This is a genomic window from Desulfuromonas svalbardensis, from assembly GCF_055389415.1.
In genome coordinates, this window is record NZ_AP042416.1 from 1534488 (window position 1) to 1550015 (window position 15528).

The 15528-nt window shown below is 44.4% G+C and carries 21 protein-coding genes and 1 pseudogene; all 22 read left to right on the forward strand.

Annotation, left to right across the window (positions count from 1 at the left end):
* Positions 1-12: 12 nt before the first annotated feature.
* Positions 13-411: a 30S ribosomal protein S8 gene (gene rpsH / locus ACZ5KY_RS06875; protein WP_464243155.1), complete on the forward strand. Its 399-nt coding sequence runs from the start codon at positions 13-15 to the stop codon at positions 409-411.
* 21 nt (positions 412-432) lie between these two features.
* On the forward strand, positions 433-969 hold the full coding sequence (gene rplF / locus ACZ5KY_RS06880) for a 50S ribosomal protein L6 (RefSeq protein ID WP_464243156.1): 537 nt from the start codon (positions 433-435) through the stop codon (positions 967-969).
* Between the two features lie 25 nt (positions 970-994).
* Positions 995-1363, forward strand: a complete 369-nt coding sequence (gene rplR / locus ACZ5KY_RS06885; RefSeq protein WP_464243157.1) for a 50S ribosomal protein L18 — start codon at positions 995-997, stop codon at positions 1361-1363.
* A complete protein-coding gene (gene rpsE, locus ACZ5KY_RS06890) occupies positions 1363-1866 on the forward strand; it encodes a 30S ribosomal protein S5 (RefSeq protein ID WP_464243158.1) in 504 nt (167 codons plus the stop codon). Before rplR ends, rpsE begins: the two co-directional genes overlap by 1 nt.
* A gap of 22 nt (positions 1867-1888) precedes the next feature.
* Positions 1889-2071 (forward strand): 50S ribosomal protein L30, encoded by a 183-nt coding sequence (gene rpmD / locus ACZ5KY_RS06895; RefSeq protein WP_464243159.1) that lies wholly within the window; start codon positions 1889-1891, stop codon positions 2069-2071.
* A 15-nt stretch (positions 2072-2086) separates the two neighbouring features.
* Complete coding sequence (gene rplO / locus ACZ5KY_RS06900) at positions 2087-2527, forward strand: 50S ribosomal protein L15 (protein ID WP_464244644.1); 441 nt, start codon at positions 2087-2089, stop codon at positions 2525-2527.
* 2 nt (positions 2528-2529) lie between these two features.
* Positions 2530-3840: a preprotein translocase subunit SecY gene (secY, locus tag ACZ5KY_RS06905; protein WP_464243160.1), complete on the forward strand. Its 1311-nt coding sequence runs from the start codon at positions 2530-2532 to the stop codon at positions 3838-3840.
* Between the two features lie 14 nt (positions 3841-3854).
* The gene (locus ACZ5KY_RS06910; protein WP_464243161.1) at positions 3855-4505 is read left to right on the forward strand and encodes an adenylate kinase; all 651 of its coding nucleotides are present in this window, start codon (positions 3855-3857) and stop codon (positions 4503-4505) included.
* On the forward strand, positions 4502-5248 hold the full coding sequence (gene map / locus ACZ5KY_RS06915) for a type I methionyl aminopeptidase (protein WP_464243162.1): 747 nt from the start codon (positions 4502-4504) through the stop codon (positions 5246-5248). Before ACZ5KY_RS06910 ends, map begins: the two co-directional genes overlap by 4 nt.
* 37 nt (positions 5249-5285) lie before the next feature.
* A complete protein-coding gene (rpmJ, locus tag ACZ5KY_RS06920; protein WP_464243163.1) occupies positions 5286-5399 on the forward strand; it encodes a 50S ribosomal protein L36 in 114 nt (37 codons plus the stop codon).
* A gap of 18 nt (positions 5400-5417) precedes the next feature.
* Positions 5418-5786, forward strand: a complete 369-nt coding sequence (gene rpsM / locus ACZ5KY_RS06925) for a 30S ribosomal protein S13 (protein WP_464243164.1) — start codon at positions 5418-5420, stop codon at positions 5784-5786.
* An 11-nt stretch (positions 5787-5797) separates the two neighbouring features.
* Positions 5798-6193, forward strand: coding sequence for a 30S ribosomal protein S11 (gene rpsK, locus ACZ5KY_RS06930; protein WP_464243165.1), 396 nt, complete (start codon positions 5798-5800; stop codon positions 6191-6193).
* A gap of 47 nt (positions 6194-6240) precedes the next feature.
* Positions 6241-6861, forward strand: a complete 621-nt coding sequence (gene rpsD, locus ACZ5KY_RS06935) for a 30S ribosomal protein S4 (RefSeq protein ID WP_464243166.1) — start codon at positions 6241-6243, stop codon at positions 6859-6861.
* A gap of 38 nt (positions 6862-6899) precedes the next feature.
* Positions 6900-7916: a DNA-directed RNA polymerase subunit alpha gene (locus tag ACZ5KY_RS06940; RefSeq protein ID WP_464243167.1), complete on the forward strand. Its 1017-nt coding sequence runs from the start codon at positions 6900-6902 to the stop codon at positions 7914-7916.
* 35 nt (positions 7917-7951) lie between these two features.
* Positions 7952-8308 (forward strand): annotated as a pseudogene (rplQ, locus tag ACZ5KY_RS06945) (50S ribosomal protein L17); the annotation flags it as partial.
* A gap of 94 nt (positions 8309-8402) precedes the next feature.
* A complete protein-coding gene (gene trpE / locus ACZ5KY_RS06950; RefSeq protein WP_464243168.1) occupies positions 8403-9887 on the forward strand; it encodes an anthranilate synthase component I in 1485 nt (494 codons plus the stop codon).
* On the forward strand, positions 9887-10477 hold the full coding sequence (locus ACZ5KY_RS06955; protein WP_464243169.1) for an anthranilate synthase component II: 591 nt from the start codon (positions 9887-9889) through the stop codon (positions 10475-10477). Before trpE ends, ACZ5KY_RS06955 begins: the two co-directional genes overlap by 1 nt.
* Entirely contained in the window at positions 10470-11519 is a 1050-nt protein-coding gene (gene trpD / locus ACZ5KY_RS06960) for an anthranilate phosphoribosyltransferase (RefSeq protein ID WP_464243170.1), read from the forward strand. The genes ACZ5KY_RS06955 and trpD overlap by 8 nt, the downstream gene beginning before the upstream one ends.
* Positions 11516-12313 (forward strand): indole-3-glycerol phosphate synthase TrpC, encoded by a 798-nt coding sequence (trpC, locus tag ACZ5KY_RS06965; protein WP_464243171.1) that lies wholly within the window; start codon positions 11516-11518, stop codon positions 12311-12313. The genes trpD and trpC overlap by 4 nt, the downstream gene beginning before the upstream one ends.
* A gap of 10 nt (positions 12314-12323) precedes the next feature.
* Positions 12324-12959, forward strand: coding sequence for a phosphoribosylanthranilate isomerase (locus ACZ5KY_RS06970; RefSeq protein ID WP_464244645.1), 636 nt, complete (start codon positions 12324-12326; stop codon positions 12957-12959).
* Complete coding sequence (trpB, locus tag ACZ5KY_RS06975; RefSeq protein WP_464243172.1) at positions 12959-14152, forward strand: tryptophan synthase subunit beta; 1194 nt, start codon at positions 12959-12961, stop codon at positions 14150-14152. The genes ACZ5KY_RS06970 and trpB overlap by 1 nt, the downstream gene beginning before the upstream one ends.
* Positions 14153-14165: 13 nt before the next feature.
* The gene (locus ACZ5KY_RS06980; RefSeq protein WP_464243173.1) at positions 14166-15443 is read left to right on the forward strand and encodes a DEAD/DEAH box helicase; all 1278 of its coding nucleotides are present in this window, start codon (positions 14166-14168) and stop codon (positions 15441-15443) included.
* Positions 15444-15528: the final 85 nt, after the last annotated feature.

The window sequence follows — 15528 nt, forward strand, 5'->3', positions numbered from 1 at the left end:
GGAGATGGATCCATGGCAATGACCGATCCTATTTCGGATATGCTGACTCGCATACGTAATGCGGGAATGGCAAAGCATCTTAAGTTAGAAATGCCTTCAAGTAAGGTAAAGATTGCTGTAGCTTCAGTATTAAAAGAGCAAGGTTATATTAAGAATTACAAGTTCATCAATGAAGGTGTTCAGGGTGTTCTTCGTATTTACCTTAAGTTTGATAATGAAAACGTTCACGTTATTCACGAGATTAAGCGTGAATCAACACCTGGACGCCGCTTATATGTAGGTAATGGTGATATTCCTAAGGTCAAGAATGGCTTAGGTTGTGCGATTGTTTCTACGTCTCGTGGTGTGTTGTCTGATGTTGCTGCACGTGAGGCCCAGATCGGTGGCGAATTGATCTGCACCGTTTGGTAATTAGAGTAAGGAGTGTAGGCAATGTCAAGAATTGGTAAAAAACCTATTCAAATTCCAGCGGGCGTAACTGTTGATCTGGCCGCTGGTTGTGTTAGTGTAAAGGGCCCTAAGGGCGCTTTGACAAGAAGTATTCCTGAGACTGTTTTGGTTTCAATGGATGCTGATACTCTTTTTGTTGCACCGATTGAAAGCGTGCGTCGCGACACAGCAATGCAGGGATTGTATCGTACTTTGATCTCGAACATGGTTGATGGCGTAACAAAAGGCTTTTCAAAGGTACTTGAAATTAATGGTGTTGGTTATCGTGCAGATGTCAAAGGTTCAATGCTTAATTTGGCGTTGGGTTTTTCTCATCCTGTTGAATATCCACTGCCTGAAGGTATTACTGTTGCAGTAGAGAAGCAAACCCGTTTAACAGTTAGCGGTATCGACAAGGAACTTGTTGGTGCTACTGCTGCAAAAATTCGTTCATTTCGTGAGCCTGAGCCTTACAAGGGCAAAGGGATCAAGTATGCTGATGAGCGGATCTTGCGTAAAGCTGGTAAGACTGGTAAGTAATTAATTTATATACGGGAGAAATAAAGTGGCTGGCGTAAAATCAAGAGCGGAAGCAAGAAAGAGACGGCAAGCAAGGGTGCGTCGTAAGGTAGTTGGAACGGCAAGTAGGCCTCGTCTTTCTGTCTTCCGTAGTGCTAAGCACATTTATGCGCAAATTATTGAAGACGCAACAGGCTCTTCTCTTGTTTCTGCGTCGACACAATGTAAATGTGTTTCTGAAGGTGTTAATTATACCGGTAATATTTCAGCCGCTAAGGCGGTTGGTGCAGCTATTGCGAAAATGGCCCTCGAGAAAGAAATTAAAGAGGTTGTTTTTGATCGTAATGGTTTTGTATACCATGGCCGTGTTAAGGCCTTGGCTGATGCAGCGCGTGAAGCCGGACTTGAGTTTTAATGAGATTGGAGGGTCCTTTGCATCGCAATGAGCCAAATGAAACAGAAATGATTGATCGTGTCATCCATATTAACCGTTGTTCCAAGGTTGTTAAGGGTGGTCGTCGTTTTAGCTTTTCAGCACTCGTAGTTGTGGGTGATGGTAATGGTCGTGTAGGTTTTGGTCACGGTAAAGCTAAAGAGGTGCCTGAGGCAATCCGTAAAGGGGTTGAGAAGGCTAAGAAAAGCATGATTACTGTGCCCTTGGAAGATCGCTCAATTCCATATGATGTTCTGGGTAAGTTCGGCGCTGGTAGTGTATTGTTGAAGCCTGCTTCTAAAGGTACTGGCGTTATTGCTGGTGGTCCAACTCGTGCGGTTCTTGAAGCTGCTGGTGTTGGTGACATCTTGTCGAAATGCCTTGGCTCAAACAATCCCCATAATGTCGTAAAAGCTACGATGCATGCACTTGGGCAACTAAGAAGCCCTGACGAGATCAGATCTCGTCGCGGACTTAAAGCTTAAGATTAGAACTCTGGAGATGATAATGGCGAACGAAATCAAAGTTACATTAAAGAAAAGTGGTATTGGCCGACCAGAGTACTTTGCTCGTGTATTGAAGGGGTTGGGTCTTACAAGACTACATAAGACTGTTTCTCTACAGGACACGCCAGAGATTCGTGGGATGATCAATAAGGTTAGTCACATGGTTGTCGTTACTGAAGCCTAAATAGGATAAATGATGATGGATCTGAGTAATTTAAGCCCCGCTGCGGGATCGGTTAAAAATAGAAAGCGAATTGGTCGTGGTGCTGGCTCTGGAACAGGTAAAACTTCAGGGCGTGGACATAAAGGCCAAAACTCTCGTTCCGGTGGTGGTGTTAAGCCAGGGTTTGAGGGTGGTCAAATGCCTCTTCAGCGTCGTTTGCCTAAGCGCGGATTTACTTCGTTAAACAAAAAAGTTTATGCGTTAGTTAATCTCCGTGATTTAGAGACGTTTGAAGCTGGTTCTTCTATCGACCCAGAGATGCTGATCAATGCCGGCTTTATTAAGGCCGTGTGTGATGGTGTCAAAATTCTGGCTGATGGTGAGTTGACAAAGGCTGTCACAGTTAAAGCACATAAATTTAGCAAGTCGGCAGCGGCGAAAATTGAAGCTGTTGGCGGCACTATTGAGGTTCTTTAAAATTGTTTAAAAGTCTTCAAAATATTTTCGGCATTGCCGAACTGCGCCACCGTATTCTGTTTACATTGATGATGCTTGCTGTATACCGCATTGGTTGTCATGTGCCTACACCGGGCGTGAATGGTCAAGTTTTGGCAAGCTTTTTTGAAGGCACGCAGGGTACGTTGCTGGGGCTGGTCAGTGCTTTTACTGGCGGGGCGTTAGAGCGTATGACTGTCTTTGCGCTTGGTATTATGCCTTACATTAGTGCATCAATTATCTTGCAGTTATTGACGGTTGTGTTTGAACCTGTTGAGAGGCTGTCGAAGGAAGGCGAGCAGGGCCGAAAGGTCATTACTCGCTGGACTCGGTACGGCACGATAGCTTTGTCGGTTGTTCAGGGTGCTGGTATTGCCGTTGGCCTACAGTCAATGCGTGGGCCGGCTGGTGATCCCGTTGTTCCAGATCAGGGGATTGCGTTTATTATCTTAACTGTGATCACTTTGACTGCTGGTACTGCATTTATTATGTGGATTGGCGAGCAAGTTACTGAGCGCGGGATTGGTAATGGGATCTCCCTGATTATCTTTGCCGGCATTGTAGCTAATATGCCATCTGCAATTGTTAATTCAATTAGATTGTTGCGTACGGGTGCTTTGGCGCCTGTGACGATGCTTTTTTTGCTTTTAGCAATGGTCGTGGTTGTGATGGCAATCATCTTTATGGAGCGTGCGCAGCGGCGTGTACCAATTCATTATGCGAAACGTGTTGTTGGAATGCGTAACCATGGTGGGCAGTCAAGCCACCTTCCATTGAAGATTAACATGAGTGGTGTTATTCCACCGATCTTTGCCAGTTCAATCATTATGTTTCCAGCGACTATCGCGAACTTTGTTGATGTTGAGTGGGTTCAGCAGTTGGCAGGGATGATGACTCCGAGCCATTGGTTATATAATGTATTTTTTGTTGCATTTATAGTGTTCTTCTGTTACTTCTACACAGCTGTAACGTTTAACCCTGTTGATGTTGCAGAAAATGTTAAAAATCAAGGTGGATATATCCCCGGTGTGAGGCCAGGTAAGCCAACGTCTGACTATCTCGATGTTGTCTTGAGTCGTCTTACTTTCGCTGGTGCAGTATATGTCTCGGTTGTATGTGTGCTCCCAACTCTACTTATTGGGCAATTTAATGTGCCGTTTTACTTTGGTGGTACCTCTTTGCTTATTGTTGTTGGTGTTGGGCTTGATACGGCATCGCAGATTGAATCGCACTTGATTTCAAGATCTTATGAAGGTTTTATGCGTGGCGCTACGATCAAAGGTCGTCGCGGCTAGTGGAGAATTAAGTAATGAAGCTTATTTTGCTTGGACCACCTGGTGCCGGTAAAGGTACACAGGCTAAGATGCTCGTTGAGTACTTTGGTGTGCCACAGATTTCAACAGGTGATATATTACGCGCTGCTGTTAAAGATTGCTCTCCTATGGGAGTTAAGGCTAAGTCTTTCATGGATTCTGGTGCTTTAGTTCCGGATGAAGTAGTAGTTGGGATTGTTGAAGAGCGTCTTGTTAAGTCAGATTGCGAAGATGGTTTTATTTTGGACGGCTTTCCTCGCACTCTGCCACAGGCTGATTCTCTCACTAAAACGCTTGCTGCACTGGGTAAAGATATTGATTCTGTGATTTCACTTGAAGTTGATATTGAAGCACTGGTTATCAGGTTGGCGGGGCGTAGAACATGTTCTGCATGTGGAGCAGGCTATCATCTTCAGTATGAACCACCCCTTGAGTCAGGAGTTTGTGACTCGTGTGGTGGCAAACTGATACAGCGTGAAGACGACTGCGAGGATACTATTCGCAACCGCATGTCAGTATATGATGATCAAACACTACCTTTGGTTGAATATTACCGTAAAGCCGGGTCTCTTTCCTGTGTTGATGGTATGTTGCCAATTGATGAGGTTGGCAAGTCGGTACTTACAATCCTTGGGGCTTCGGTGTGATCATAGTTAAGACGCCACGCGAGATTGAACGGATGCGAGTGCCATGCCAAATGGTCGCTGAAGTCTTGAGTGAGTTAGCTCAGTATGTTGTACCAGGGGTAACGACCAAAGATTTGGATCGGATGGCAGAGGAGGCATGTCGGAAACGAAATGCAGTTCCTGCTTTTAAAGGTTACGGCGGTTTTCCTTGTGCGATATGTGCATCACCTAACGAAGTTGTTGTTCATGGTTTTGCTACTGAAAAACCCTTGGTTGAGGGTGATATACTAAGTATAGATTTTGGTGTTCTCTATGATGGCTTTTATGGCGACTCAGCGGTGACGTTGCCCGTAGGGGTTGTGAGTAGTCAACGTCAACGTTTGATGGATGTAACAAAAGCTTCTTTGATGTCTGGTATTGAAGCGGTTGCAGCGGGTGTTCATTTGTCAGATGTTTCGGCTGCAGTGCAAGCTGTTGCTGAAGAAGCCGGATATTCGGTTGTTAGAGAATTTGTTGGACATGGAATTGGTCGTGCACTGCATGAAGACCCACAGATACCTAATTATGGTAAGCCGGGGGTTGGCCCAGTACTCAAAGCAGGGATGGTTCTTGCTATTGAGCCTATGGTAAATGCAGGGACGCATCATGTTAAGGTTTTGGAAGATGGATGGACTGCAGTGACTCAAGATGGTTGCTCCTCAGCACATTTTGAGCATTCGGTTGCTGTTACAGAAAATGGTGCCGTAATTTTGACAAAATTGTAGTTCGAGGTGTAACTAAAGTATTTTACAGAGGTTGGTTATGAAAGTTCGTGCATCGGTTAAAACAATTTGTGATAAATGCAAAATTCTTAAGCGTAAGGGTGTTTTGCGTGTCATTTGCGAAAACCCTAAACATAAGCAGAGACAGGGTTAGAACTGGGAGGGTATTAAGTTGGCTCGTATTGCTGGTATTGACTTACCGAAAAATAAACGTATTGAAGTTGCGCTCACCTATATTTATGGTGTTGGTCGCTCGACAGCTCAACGTATCCTGTCTCAAGCTGGTGTAGATTTTAGTACCCGCTCAGACGATTTAACCGAATCAGAAATTGCTCAGATTCGTAAGGTTCTTGATGCTGACTATAAAGTGGAAGGCGACTTGCGCCGTGAAATTTCCATGAATATTAAGCGTATGATGGATCTTGGCTGCTACCGTGGTCTGCGTCATCGTCGTGGATTGCCAGTTCGTGGGCAGAAGACCAAAACCAACGCACGTACCCGTAAGGGCCCACGTAAGACGGTTGCTGGTAAGAAGAAATAATTGGAGGAACGATGGCTAAGCCAGGTAAAAAAGTCGTAAGAAAAAATAAGACTAAAAAGAATATTGTTAACGGTGTTGCTCATATTCAGGCAACCTTTAACAATACGATCGTTTCCATTGCTGATGTTAGTGGTAATGTTATCTCATGGGCAACTTCTGGTGGCTCAGGTTTTAAAGGATCTCGTAAGAGTACTCCTTTTGCCGCACAAGTCGCAGCAGAAACAGCTGCAAAGGCGGCACAAGAACATGGACTTCGTAATATTGAGGTGTGTGTCAAGGGACCTGGTTCTGGTCGTGAGTCTGCTCTGCGTGCGTTGCAAGCGGCAGGTCTCAATGTCACAATGATCAAGGATGTTACACCTATTCCCCACAATGGCTGTCGTCCACCCAAGCGCCGTCGCGTTTAAGGGTAGTTTCTGACAGGTTGACGATAGACAGTAGAGGATAAAAAGAAATGGCAAAAAATTTCACGCCTAAAGGTAAAATTGTAAGACGTCTTGGTGTTAATATTTTCGGTAACCCAAAGTATGACCGCTTATTAGAGCGTCGTCCAACACCTCCGGGTGAGCATGGTGCCGGTCGTAAGGGGAAGCCTTCAGACTACTCTCGCCAATTGATTGAAAAGCAAAAGGTTCGTTTTTGCTACGGTCTTAGTGAGAAGCAGTTCCGTAGAGTGTTTGATAAATCTAAGAGCATGAAGGGAATTACTGGACATAACATGTTAATCCTTTTAGAGCGTCGCTTGGATAACATGGTTTACCGTTTAGGTCTTGCCTCAACACGCACTGAAGCGAGGCTTTTTGTCCGCCATGGTCACTTTTTGGTCAATGGACGTAAGGTCGACATCCCATCTTACCTTGTAAGCACTGGTGATGTGATTGAAGTTCGCGAGAAGAGTCGTAAGGTTGTTAAGATCGCTGAAGCACTTGATAGTGTTATGCGTCGTGGGATTCCTGCTTGGTTGGAACTTGAGCGTGATGCGTTTAAAGGTACTGTCAAGACGTTGCCGGCACGTGAGGAACTGACTTCTCCTGTGTTCGAGGAACAGTTGATTGTTGAACTTTATTCGAAGTAATCGCAATCACTTTGTAACCCTCAACTTGGAGCAAATGCATGTATAAAAACTGGAGAGATCTGATCAAGCCGAAGCGTCTGCAAGTCGACACCAAAAGTCTGACTAGCAATTACGGCAAGTTTTTTGCTGAGCCGTTTGAACGTGGTTTTGGTACTACGATTGGTAACTCTTTGCGCCGAATTTTATTGTCTTCATTGCAGGGAGCGGCAATAACCTCAGTACGGATTAAAGGGGTTCTTCATGAATTCTCTACTGTCCCTGGTGTTACTGAAGACGTTACAGATATTATTCTAAACTTAAAGTCAGTACTTCTTCGTTTAGAAGGGCAAGAGAGTCGCAATGTTCGTATCGTCAAAAAAGGTGCAGGGGTCATTACTGCTGCTGATATTGTAACCGATGCAAATGTTGAAGTATTAAATCCCGATATGTTTATAGCAACCTGCACCAAGGAAGCTGATGTCGAAATTGACATGGTGGTTTCTATTGGTAAAGGCTATGTAACAGCAGAAAAAAATCGTGATGAAAAGGCACCTGTTGGAACTATTCCAATTGATTCGATTTTTTCACCGATTAAAAAGGTGAATTATAGTGTTACAAATGCACGTGTTGGTCAAATCACCGACTACGATAAGCTCACTCTTGAGGTTTGGACAGACAGTAGCGTTTCTCCTGAAGATTCCGTTGCTTACGCAGCGAAAATCTTGAAAGAGCACTTACAAATGTTCATCAACTTTGATGAAGAACAGATTCCAGTTGAAGAACCTGAAGAAGATGAAGTTCAGAAAATCAATGAGAATCTTTATCGTAGCGTTGAAGAACTCGAATTGTCTGTACGTAGTGCAAATTGCCTAAAGAATGCTCGCATTGGCTTGATTGGTGATTTAGTACAACGCACAGAAGGCGAAATGCTCAAAACTCAAAATTTTGGTCGGAAATCACTCAATGAGATTAAAGATATCCTTGCTGAGATGGGTTTAACATTAGGCATGAAGTTGGAAAATTTCCCCGATCCTGAGTACTTGAAAGTGCTTCAGAAAAGTCGTGAAGAAGCTTAGACTTTTTCGACTACGCATAGAAAGGAAAACGAGTTATGCGTCACAATAAATCAGGTAGACGCCTTGGACGTAATTCCAGTCACCGTAAGGCAATGCTAAGAAATATGGTTACATCATTGCTTGATCATGAGCGCATTACAACTACTGATGCTCGTGCAAAAGAAGTTCGTAAAATTGCAGAAAAACTTATTACTCTCGGTAAACGTGGTGATTTGCATGCGCGTCGTCAAGCATTGAGTGTTGTATTTGACAAGAAAGTTGTTGCTAAATTGTTTGATCGTTTAGCTCCACGGTTCCAAGACCGCCCTGGTGGTTACACCCGTATTATCAAGGTTGGTAATCGCCTTGGTGATAATGCACCTGTTTCAATCATTGAACTTGTTGAACAAGAGCAGGCAGCAGAGTAAGGTGTTATAAAATTTAGATTTTACTAAGGCAAGGGTTTCTACCCTTGCCTTTTTTTCTAGCTAGTCGTTGAGTGGACCTATGCAAATCTACCCGTCATACACCGAATTTAAGTCGTTAACACAATCTGGCAACTTAATACCAATATACGCCGAAATTCTAGCTGATATGGAAACACCCGTTTCGGCTTTTAAGAAAATTGATAATGGTGAATTATCCTTTCTTTTGGAGAGTGTTGAGGGTGGGGAAAAATGGGCTAGATATTCGTTTTTAGGTTCAGGAGCGGGGACTGTCTTTCGCACACAATCTGATCGATATGAAGTTCTTAAAAATGGACACGTCATAGATTCAGGTGAGAGCAAGGATCCGATCAATGTTCTTAAGACGATAATGGCTCAATATCAGCCCGTTGAACTTGCAGAATTGCCACGTTTTAATGGTGGCGCTGTGGGTTACCTTGGCTATGACATGGTTCGCTATGTGGAGACGTTGCCTGACTCAAATGATTCAGAAATTGGTGCGTACGACAGCTGTTTTTTATTCACAGACACCATCCTTATTTTTGATAATCGATTGCAAAAAATTAAGGTTGTTTGCAATGTGTCTGTTGATGGTTCAACTGATACTGAATATGCGTATGCCGATGGTGTAAGTAAAATTCAGGTATTGATTGATCAACTCCGTACCCCTTTGCCTCATGCTCCAAAGGTCTCCATTGTTCAGGACCCATCCGTATTAACTCCTAATTTTACTCCTGAAAATTTTAAAAAAGCTGTAGAAAAATGTAAAGAATATGTCCGCTCTGGGGATGTGATTCAAACGGTCTTGTCTCAACGCTTTAGTGCACCATTACGTGTTGATCCTTTTGATATTTATCGATCATTGAGAACGATAAATCCCTCACCTTACATGTTTTTTCTCCGTTTTGGTTCGACGCTAGTTGTCGGTGCTTCACCTGAGGTTCTTGTTAGAAAAGAGGACAGCGTTGTTGAGGTTCGACCTATTGCAGGCACTCGTCCTAGAGGAGTTGATTCCGTCGATGATCGCCGACTTGAACAGGAACTTTTAACGGATCCCAAGGAACTAGCTGAACATGTGATGCTGGTTGATCTTGGTCGAAATGATCTAGGTCGGATCTGTAAGACTGGTAGCATTGAAGTTTCAGAGTTTAAGATGATCGAGCGTTATTCTCATGTTATGCATATCGTCTCAAATGTTCGTGGTTGTTTGGCTGATGGTTGCGATGCTTTCGATACCTTCAAAGCAACATTCCCTGCTGGGACGCTCACTGGGGCACCGAAAATTCGCGCGATGCAAATTATTGATGAATTAGAACCTGTCCGGCGTGAAATATACGGTGGTGCTGTTGGTTATTTTTCTTATTCTGGAAATATGGATTTAGCCATCGCGATTCGAACATTAGTTGTGCACGATGATATGATTCATCTTCAAGCTGGTGCAGGTATTGTTGCTGATTCTGATCCTCAAGCTGAATATGATGAAACAATTAATAAGGCGCGTGGTGTCATGAAAGCCATTGAGATGGCCGAGGGGGGGTTAGAGTAATGTTGTTGATGATTGATAACTATGACTCTTTTACTTACAATCTTGTTCAGTATTTTCGTGAACTAGGTGAGGAGGTTGTGGTTTATCGTAATGATGCTATCGACCTTCATGCTATTGAAGAACTTAATCCACAAAAGATTGTAATCTCACCGGGGCCTTGTTCACCACGCGAAGCGGGTATCTCGGTTGAAACCATTCGACATTTTGCTGGTAAGGTTCCACTTTTTGGTGTTTGTCTCGGTCATCAATCCATTGCTGAGGCGTTTGGTGGTACTATCGTACGCGCGCACGAGTTGATGCACGGAAAAACCAGTGAAATTTATCATGAAGATAGTGATCTCTTTTCGGGGCTAGAAAGTCCATTTATTGCAACCCGTTATCACTCACTTGTCGTTGAAAAAGCGTCATTTCCCGCGGAACTTAACGTTACAGCATGGACTCAAGATCAGATGATTATGGGCCTCGCGCACCGAGAGCTTCCTATTTGGGGGGTGCAGTTTCATCCAGAATCAATTCTTTCAGTTTCAGGGAAAGAACTGATGGATAATTTTTTACGCCTTGCTGATAAGTTTTGGAGTGATCATGATTAAAGAAGCCATTACTCTTGTTGTTGACGGCCATAACTTAAGTGAAAATATGATGGTTGATGTGATGAACCAAGTAATGGGTGGTGAAGCAACCTCCGCTCAAATTGCGTCATTAATTACTGCATTGCGTATGAAGGGTGAAACCATAGAAGAGATTACTGGTGCAGCTCGAGTTATGCGGCAACATGCCACTCCAATACGCGTTGGTCACACTCTTGATCTTGATCGTGAAGAGATTAATACCGATCGAGAAACTATCCTTGATACCTGCGGAACTGGTGGTAGCAACACTAAAACGTTTAATGTTTCAACAACTGTTGCCTTTGTTGTTGCTTCATGTGGGGTAAAGGTCGCTAAACATGGAAATCGTAGCATTTCATCAGCATGTGGTAGTGCGGATGTTCTCGAAGAGTTAGGCGTTAACCTCAATGTGTCACCAGCGACTGTTGAGCAGTGTGTTCAGGAGCTTAATCTTGGATTCTTATTTGCTCCTGCGTTACATGGTGCTATGAAATATGCGATTGGACCACGACGTGAGGTTGGTATTCGGACCATTTTTAACCTTTTAGGCCCTCTCACTAATCCAGCAGGTGCTGATCATCAAGTTTTAGGGGTTTATCAAGAAAGCTTAGTTCAGCCCATTGCCGAAGTGTTGAATCGTTTAGGGTGCAAGCGTGGTTTTGTGGTTCATGGGTGTGACGGCATGGACGAGATCACTATGACAGGCGAAACCACGATTGCCTCAATTGAAAATGGTCGGGTTACTATGCAAGTATTTAAACCCGAGAGTTTAGGTTTTGATTGCTGCCAAATCGAAGATCTTCAGGGGGGTGATGCGACCTGTAATGCTGAAATTATTCGATCAATATTAAATGGATTATGCGGCCCACGCCGTGACATCGTTGTTATAAATAGCGCATTCGCTTTAGTTGCAGCAGGTGTTGTTCAGTGCCTTGAAGATGGTGTACGCACAGCTGAAGAGGTTATTGATAATGGTCTTGCTAAGGCAAAACTTAGTGCCCTCGTTCGGATGACTAACCAATGATTCTTGATAAAATAGTCCGTCATAAAAAAGAAGAGGTGGCATTAGCTAAGCTAAGCCGGACTGTTGCTGACCTTGAAGCTGATCTTAGTACTATTGAAGCACCTCGTGGATTTGAGCAGAGTCTTCGTGGTCGCAGTTTGGTGTCGACAGCGATTATTGCTGAAGTAAAAAAAGGATCACCGTCTAAAGGTATTATCCGTAAGGACTTTGACCCTGTCGTTATCGCTAAAGGGTATCAGGTTGCTGGTGCGACCTGCTTGTCAGTTTTGACCGATGAACAATTTTTCTTTGGACATCTCAGTTACTTGTCTCAGATTTCCGCACAGGTAAAGCTGCCTTTATTGCGAAAAGATTTTATTGTTGATCCTTATCAAATTTATGAAGCACGTGCGAATTGTGCTGATGCAATCTTGTTGATTGCTGCATCTCTGAATCTGTCACAGCTGCGTGATTTCCACGCGCTAGCGCGTGAACTTGGCATGGATGTTTTGCTTGAAGTGCACAACGAGCAAGAGTTAGAGATGGCGCTGCAAACAGAATGTACCCTGTTAGGGATCAATAATCGCTGCCTTAAAACTTTTAAGACAGATCTCGGCACCAGTGAAAGATTGATGAAGCTGATTCCTTCACATCGTTTTGTTGTTTCTGAGAGTGGCCTCCATTGCCGTGAAGATATTGAGCAACTGCAGCATGCTGGTGCGGGTGCCTTCTTGATTGGTGAAAGTCTGATGCGAGAGGATGATTTTACTGCAAAGCTGCGTGAACTAATTGGTGAAGATTGTGGTACACGCTAAAGCGCTCTCCATGAATCGTGGGGCGGTCCGAGTTAAGGTTTGTGGGATTACTTCACTAGAAGATGCCCTACACGCCATTGCATCAGGAACTGATGCACTCGGGTTTGTTTTTTATCGTAAAAGTCCTCGATATATTTCGCCTGAACAAGCGGCTAAAATCATTAAACAACTTCCACCTTTAGTGTCTATTGTTGGCTTGTTTGTTAATGAAACATCGAAGTTTATTCGGACAGTTATTGATCAATGTTGCCTTGATATTATACAATTGCATGGAGATGAAACGCCGTCTCAATGCCAGTATGATGGTGTGAAGGTGATCAAGGCCATACGCATTCGTAGCCAGAAATGCCTTGTCGGACTCGAAGATTATTCCGTTTCGGCATTACTGCTTGATGCTTGGGTTGATGGCTCCTATGGTGGCACAGGGGAACTTGGGTGCTGGGACTTAGCCGCGCAAGTCGCGCAGAAGAGACCTGTTATTCTTGCCGGCGGGTTAACCCCAGACAATGTTGTTGCAGCCATTGAGGCTGTTATCCCCTACGCTGTCGATGTCTCAAGCGGTGTTGAACTGTCTCCTGGGCGCAAAGATCCACAACGTGTTCAGTCTTTTATTTTTAACGCCAAATCAATGTCGGAGAAAGAATAATGTATTCATATCCAGATGATCGTGGCCATTTTGGACAGTTTGGTGGGCGTTATGTTGCCGAAACTCTTATGCCTGCACTGCTTGAACTTGAAGAAGCTTATGCGCAAGCAATTGCAGATCCAGAGTTTCACGCTGAATTCGATTACTATCTTCATCATTATGTTGGCCGCCCAAGTCCGTTGTATTATGCTGAACGATTAACCCAACACTTGGGTGGCGCGAAGATCTATTTAAAGCGCGAAGATCTCAATCACACTGGTGCTCATAAGGTGAATAACACCGTTGGGCAGATACTACTAGCGCGGCGGATGGGTAAAAAGAAAGTGATCGCTGAAACGGGTGCGGGACAACATGGTGTCGCTACGGCTACTGTTGCTGCACGTTTTGGTCTTGAGTGCGATGTGTTTATGGGTACGGAAGATATTCGGCGTCAGTCTCTTAATGTTTTTCGGATGAAACTTCTGGGTGCCACGGTACATGGTGTTACTAGCGGTACGGCAACACTTAAGGACGCTATGAACGATGCCATGCGTCACTGGGTTACTCATGTACGAGATACCTTTTATGTCATAGGAACCGTTGCGGGGCCACATCCTTACCCTCAGATCGTGCGCGACTTTCAGGCTGTTATTGGCCGTGAAACGCGAGAGCAGATGCTGGAACTTGAAGGTTCTTTGCCCGATGTCGCTTTAGCTTGTATTGGTGGCGGATCAAATGCGATGGGGATGTTTTATCCCTTTATTAATGACAAAGAAGTTCGTCTTATAGGTGTTGAAGCAGCGGGACTTGGTATGGACACGGATAAGCACGCCGCAAGCATCAGTGCAGGGCGTGTCGGTGTTTTACATGGCAATAAAACCTATCTACTTCAAGATGATGATGGTCAGATTGAACACGCACATTCGATCAGTGCAGGCCTTGATTATCCAGGGGTGGGACCCGAGCACGCATTGCTTCATGAGATAAAACGAGCTGAATATACTGCTGTAACCGATGCAGAAGCACTTGATGGGTTTAAAATGTTAACGCAATTGGAGGGAATTATCCCCGCACTTGAGAGTGCTCATGCAATTGCTGAAGTGATTAAGCTTGCACCTAAAATGAGGGCGGATCAAACTATTGCGGTATGTTTATCGGGGCGCGGCGACAAGGATATACACACTGTTGCCGAAGCCTTTAATGTGAAATTATAGCGGGAGTTTACTGATGCGTTTTACCGAACTTGAAATACCCGAAGAGGTGCAACAGGGCGTTGTTGCACTTGGCTTCGAAGAGTTGACACCCGTACAAGAGCAAGCAATCCCGTTGGCGTTATTGGGTAAAGATGTTGCGGCGCAAGCCCAAACTGGCACAGGTAAAACCGCGGCGTTCTTGATCGCACTGTTTACGAAATTGCTTAAAAAACGTCAGAGCACCTCAACAAATCCCCGCGCTTTAATCGTTGCACCAACACGAGAACTTGTCGTGCAGATTTGCGAAGATGCTAAGGGGCTGGGTGGAGCGTGTGGATTGAAAATACTGCCGGTATTTGGTGGCGTAGATTATGAGAAGCAACGGAAAGCACTTCAGGATGGTGTTGATGTGATCGTTGCGACCCCTGGTCGTTTAATTGATTACGCCAAGCAGAAGGTCTTTTCGTTTAACCATATTGAGGTCCTTGTTATTGATGAAGCAGATCGTATGTTCGACATGGGCTTCATTAGTGATCTACGCTTTATATTACGTCGCTTGCCGTCATTTGATAAACGTCAAACCATGTTGTTCTCAGCGACATTATCACCACGAGTCATGGAACTTGCTTATGACTTTATGAACAATGCCGAAAAGGTTGATATCGAACCTGAACAAGTTACCGCTGAACGAGTGGACCAGATTGTTTATCATGTCGGTATGAAAGAGAAATTGCCGTTGTTGATTGGTCTTCTCGATGAACCCATGGCGGCTGGTCGAGTGATGGTGTTTGCCAATACCAAGCGGGATACCGAGTATGTAACTTTGGTGTTGCAGGCGAATAACTTTAAGGCTGCTCAAATTTCTGGCGATATCTCGCAAGCAAAGAGGATGCGAATTCTTCAAGAGTTTAAAGATGGTAAATTGAATATTCTTGTTGCTACTGATGTGGCCTCTCGTGGGATTCATATTGATGATGTGACACATGTTGTTAATTACGATGTTCCGCAAGATGCAGAAGACTATGTTCATCGTATTGGTCGTACTGCACGTGCCGGCGCATCGGGACTTGCCATTACCATGGCCGATGAAAACCTTGTCTTTCACTTGCCTGCTATTGAGGAATACATTAGCGCTAAAATTCCGAGTGAAATTCCTGCGGAGGCATTGTTCCGCTGGAAATATCAACGACCTCAGATTAAGAAGAAAACACCACCTCACCGTAAACAAGCGGGTAAGCCTGCAGGACATAAGCCTTCAAGTGCTCGTCCGCGGCGACGCAAACCATCAGCCCCTTCGGGGAAGAACTCATAGTGTCGTTGGCACAATTAAGTTTACCCGGTTTGTACGAGTGCACACGTTGCCCGCGACTTGTGCAATACCTTAAGCAGTTACCACC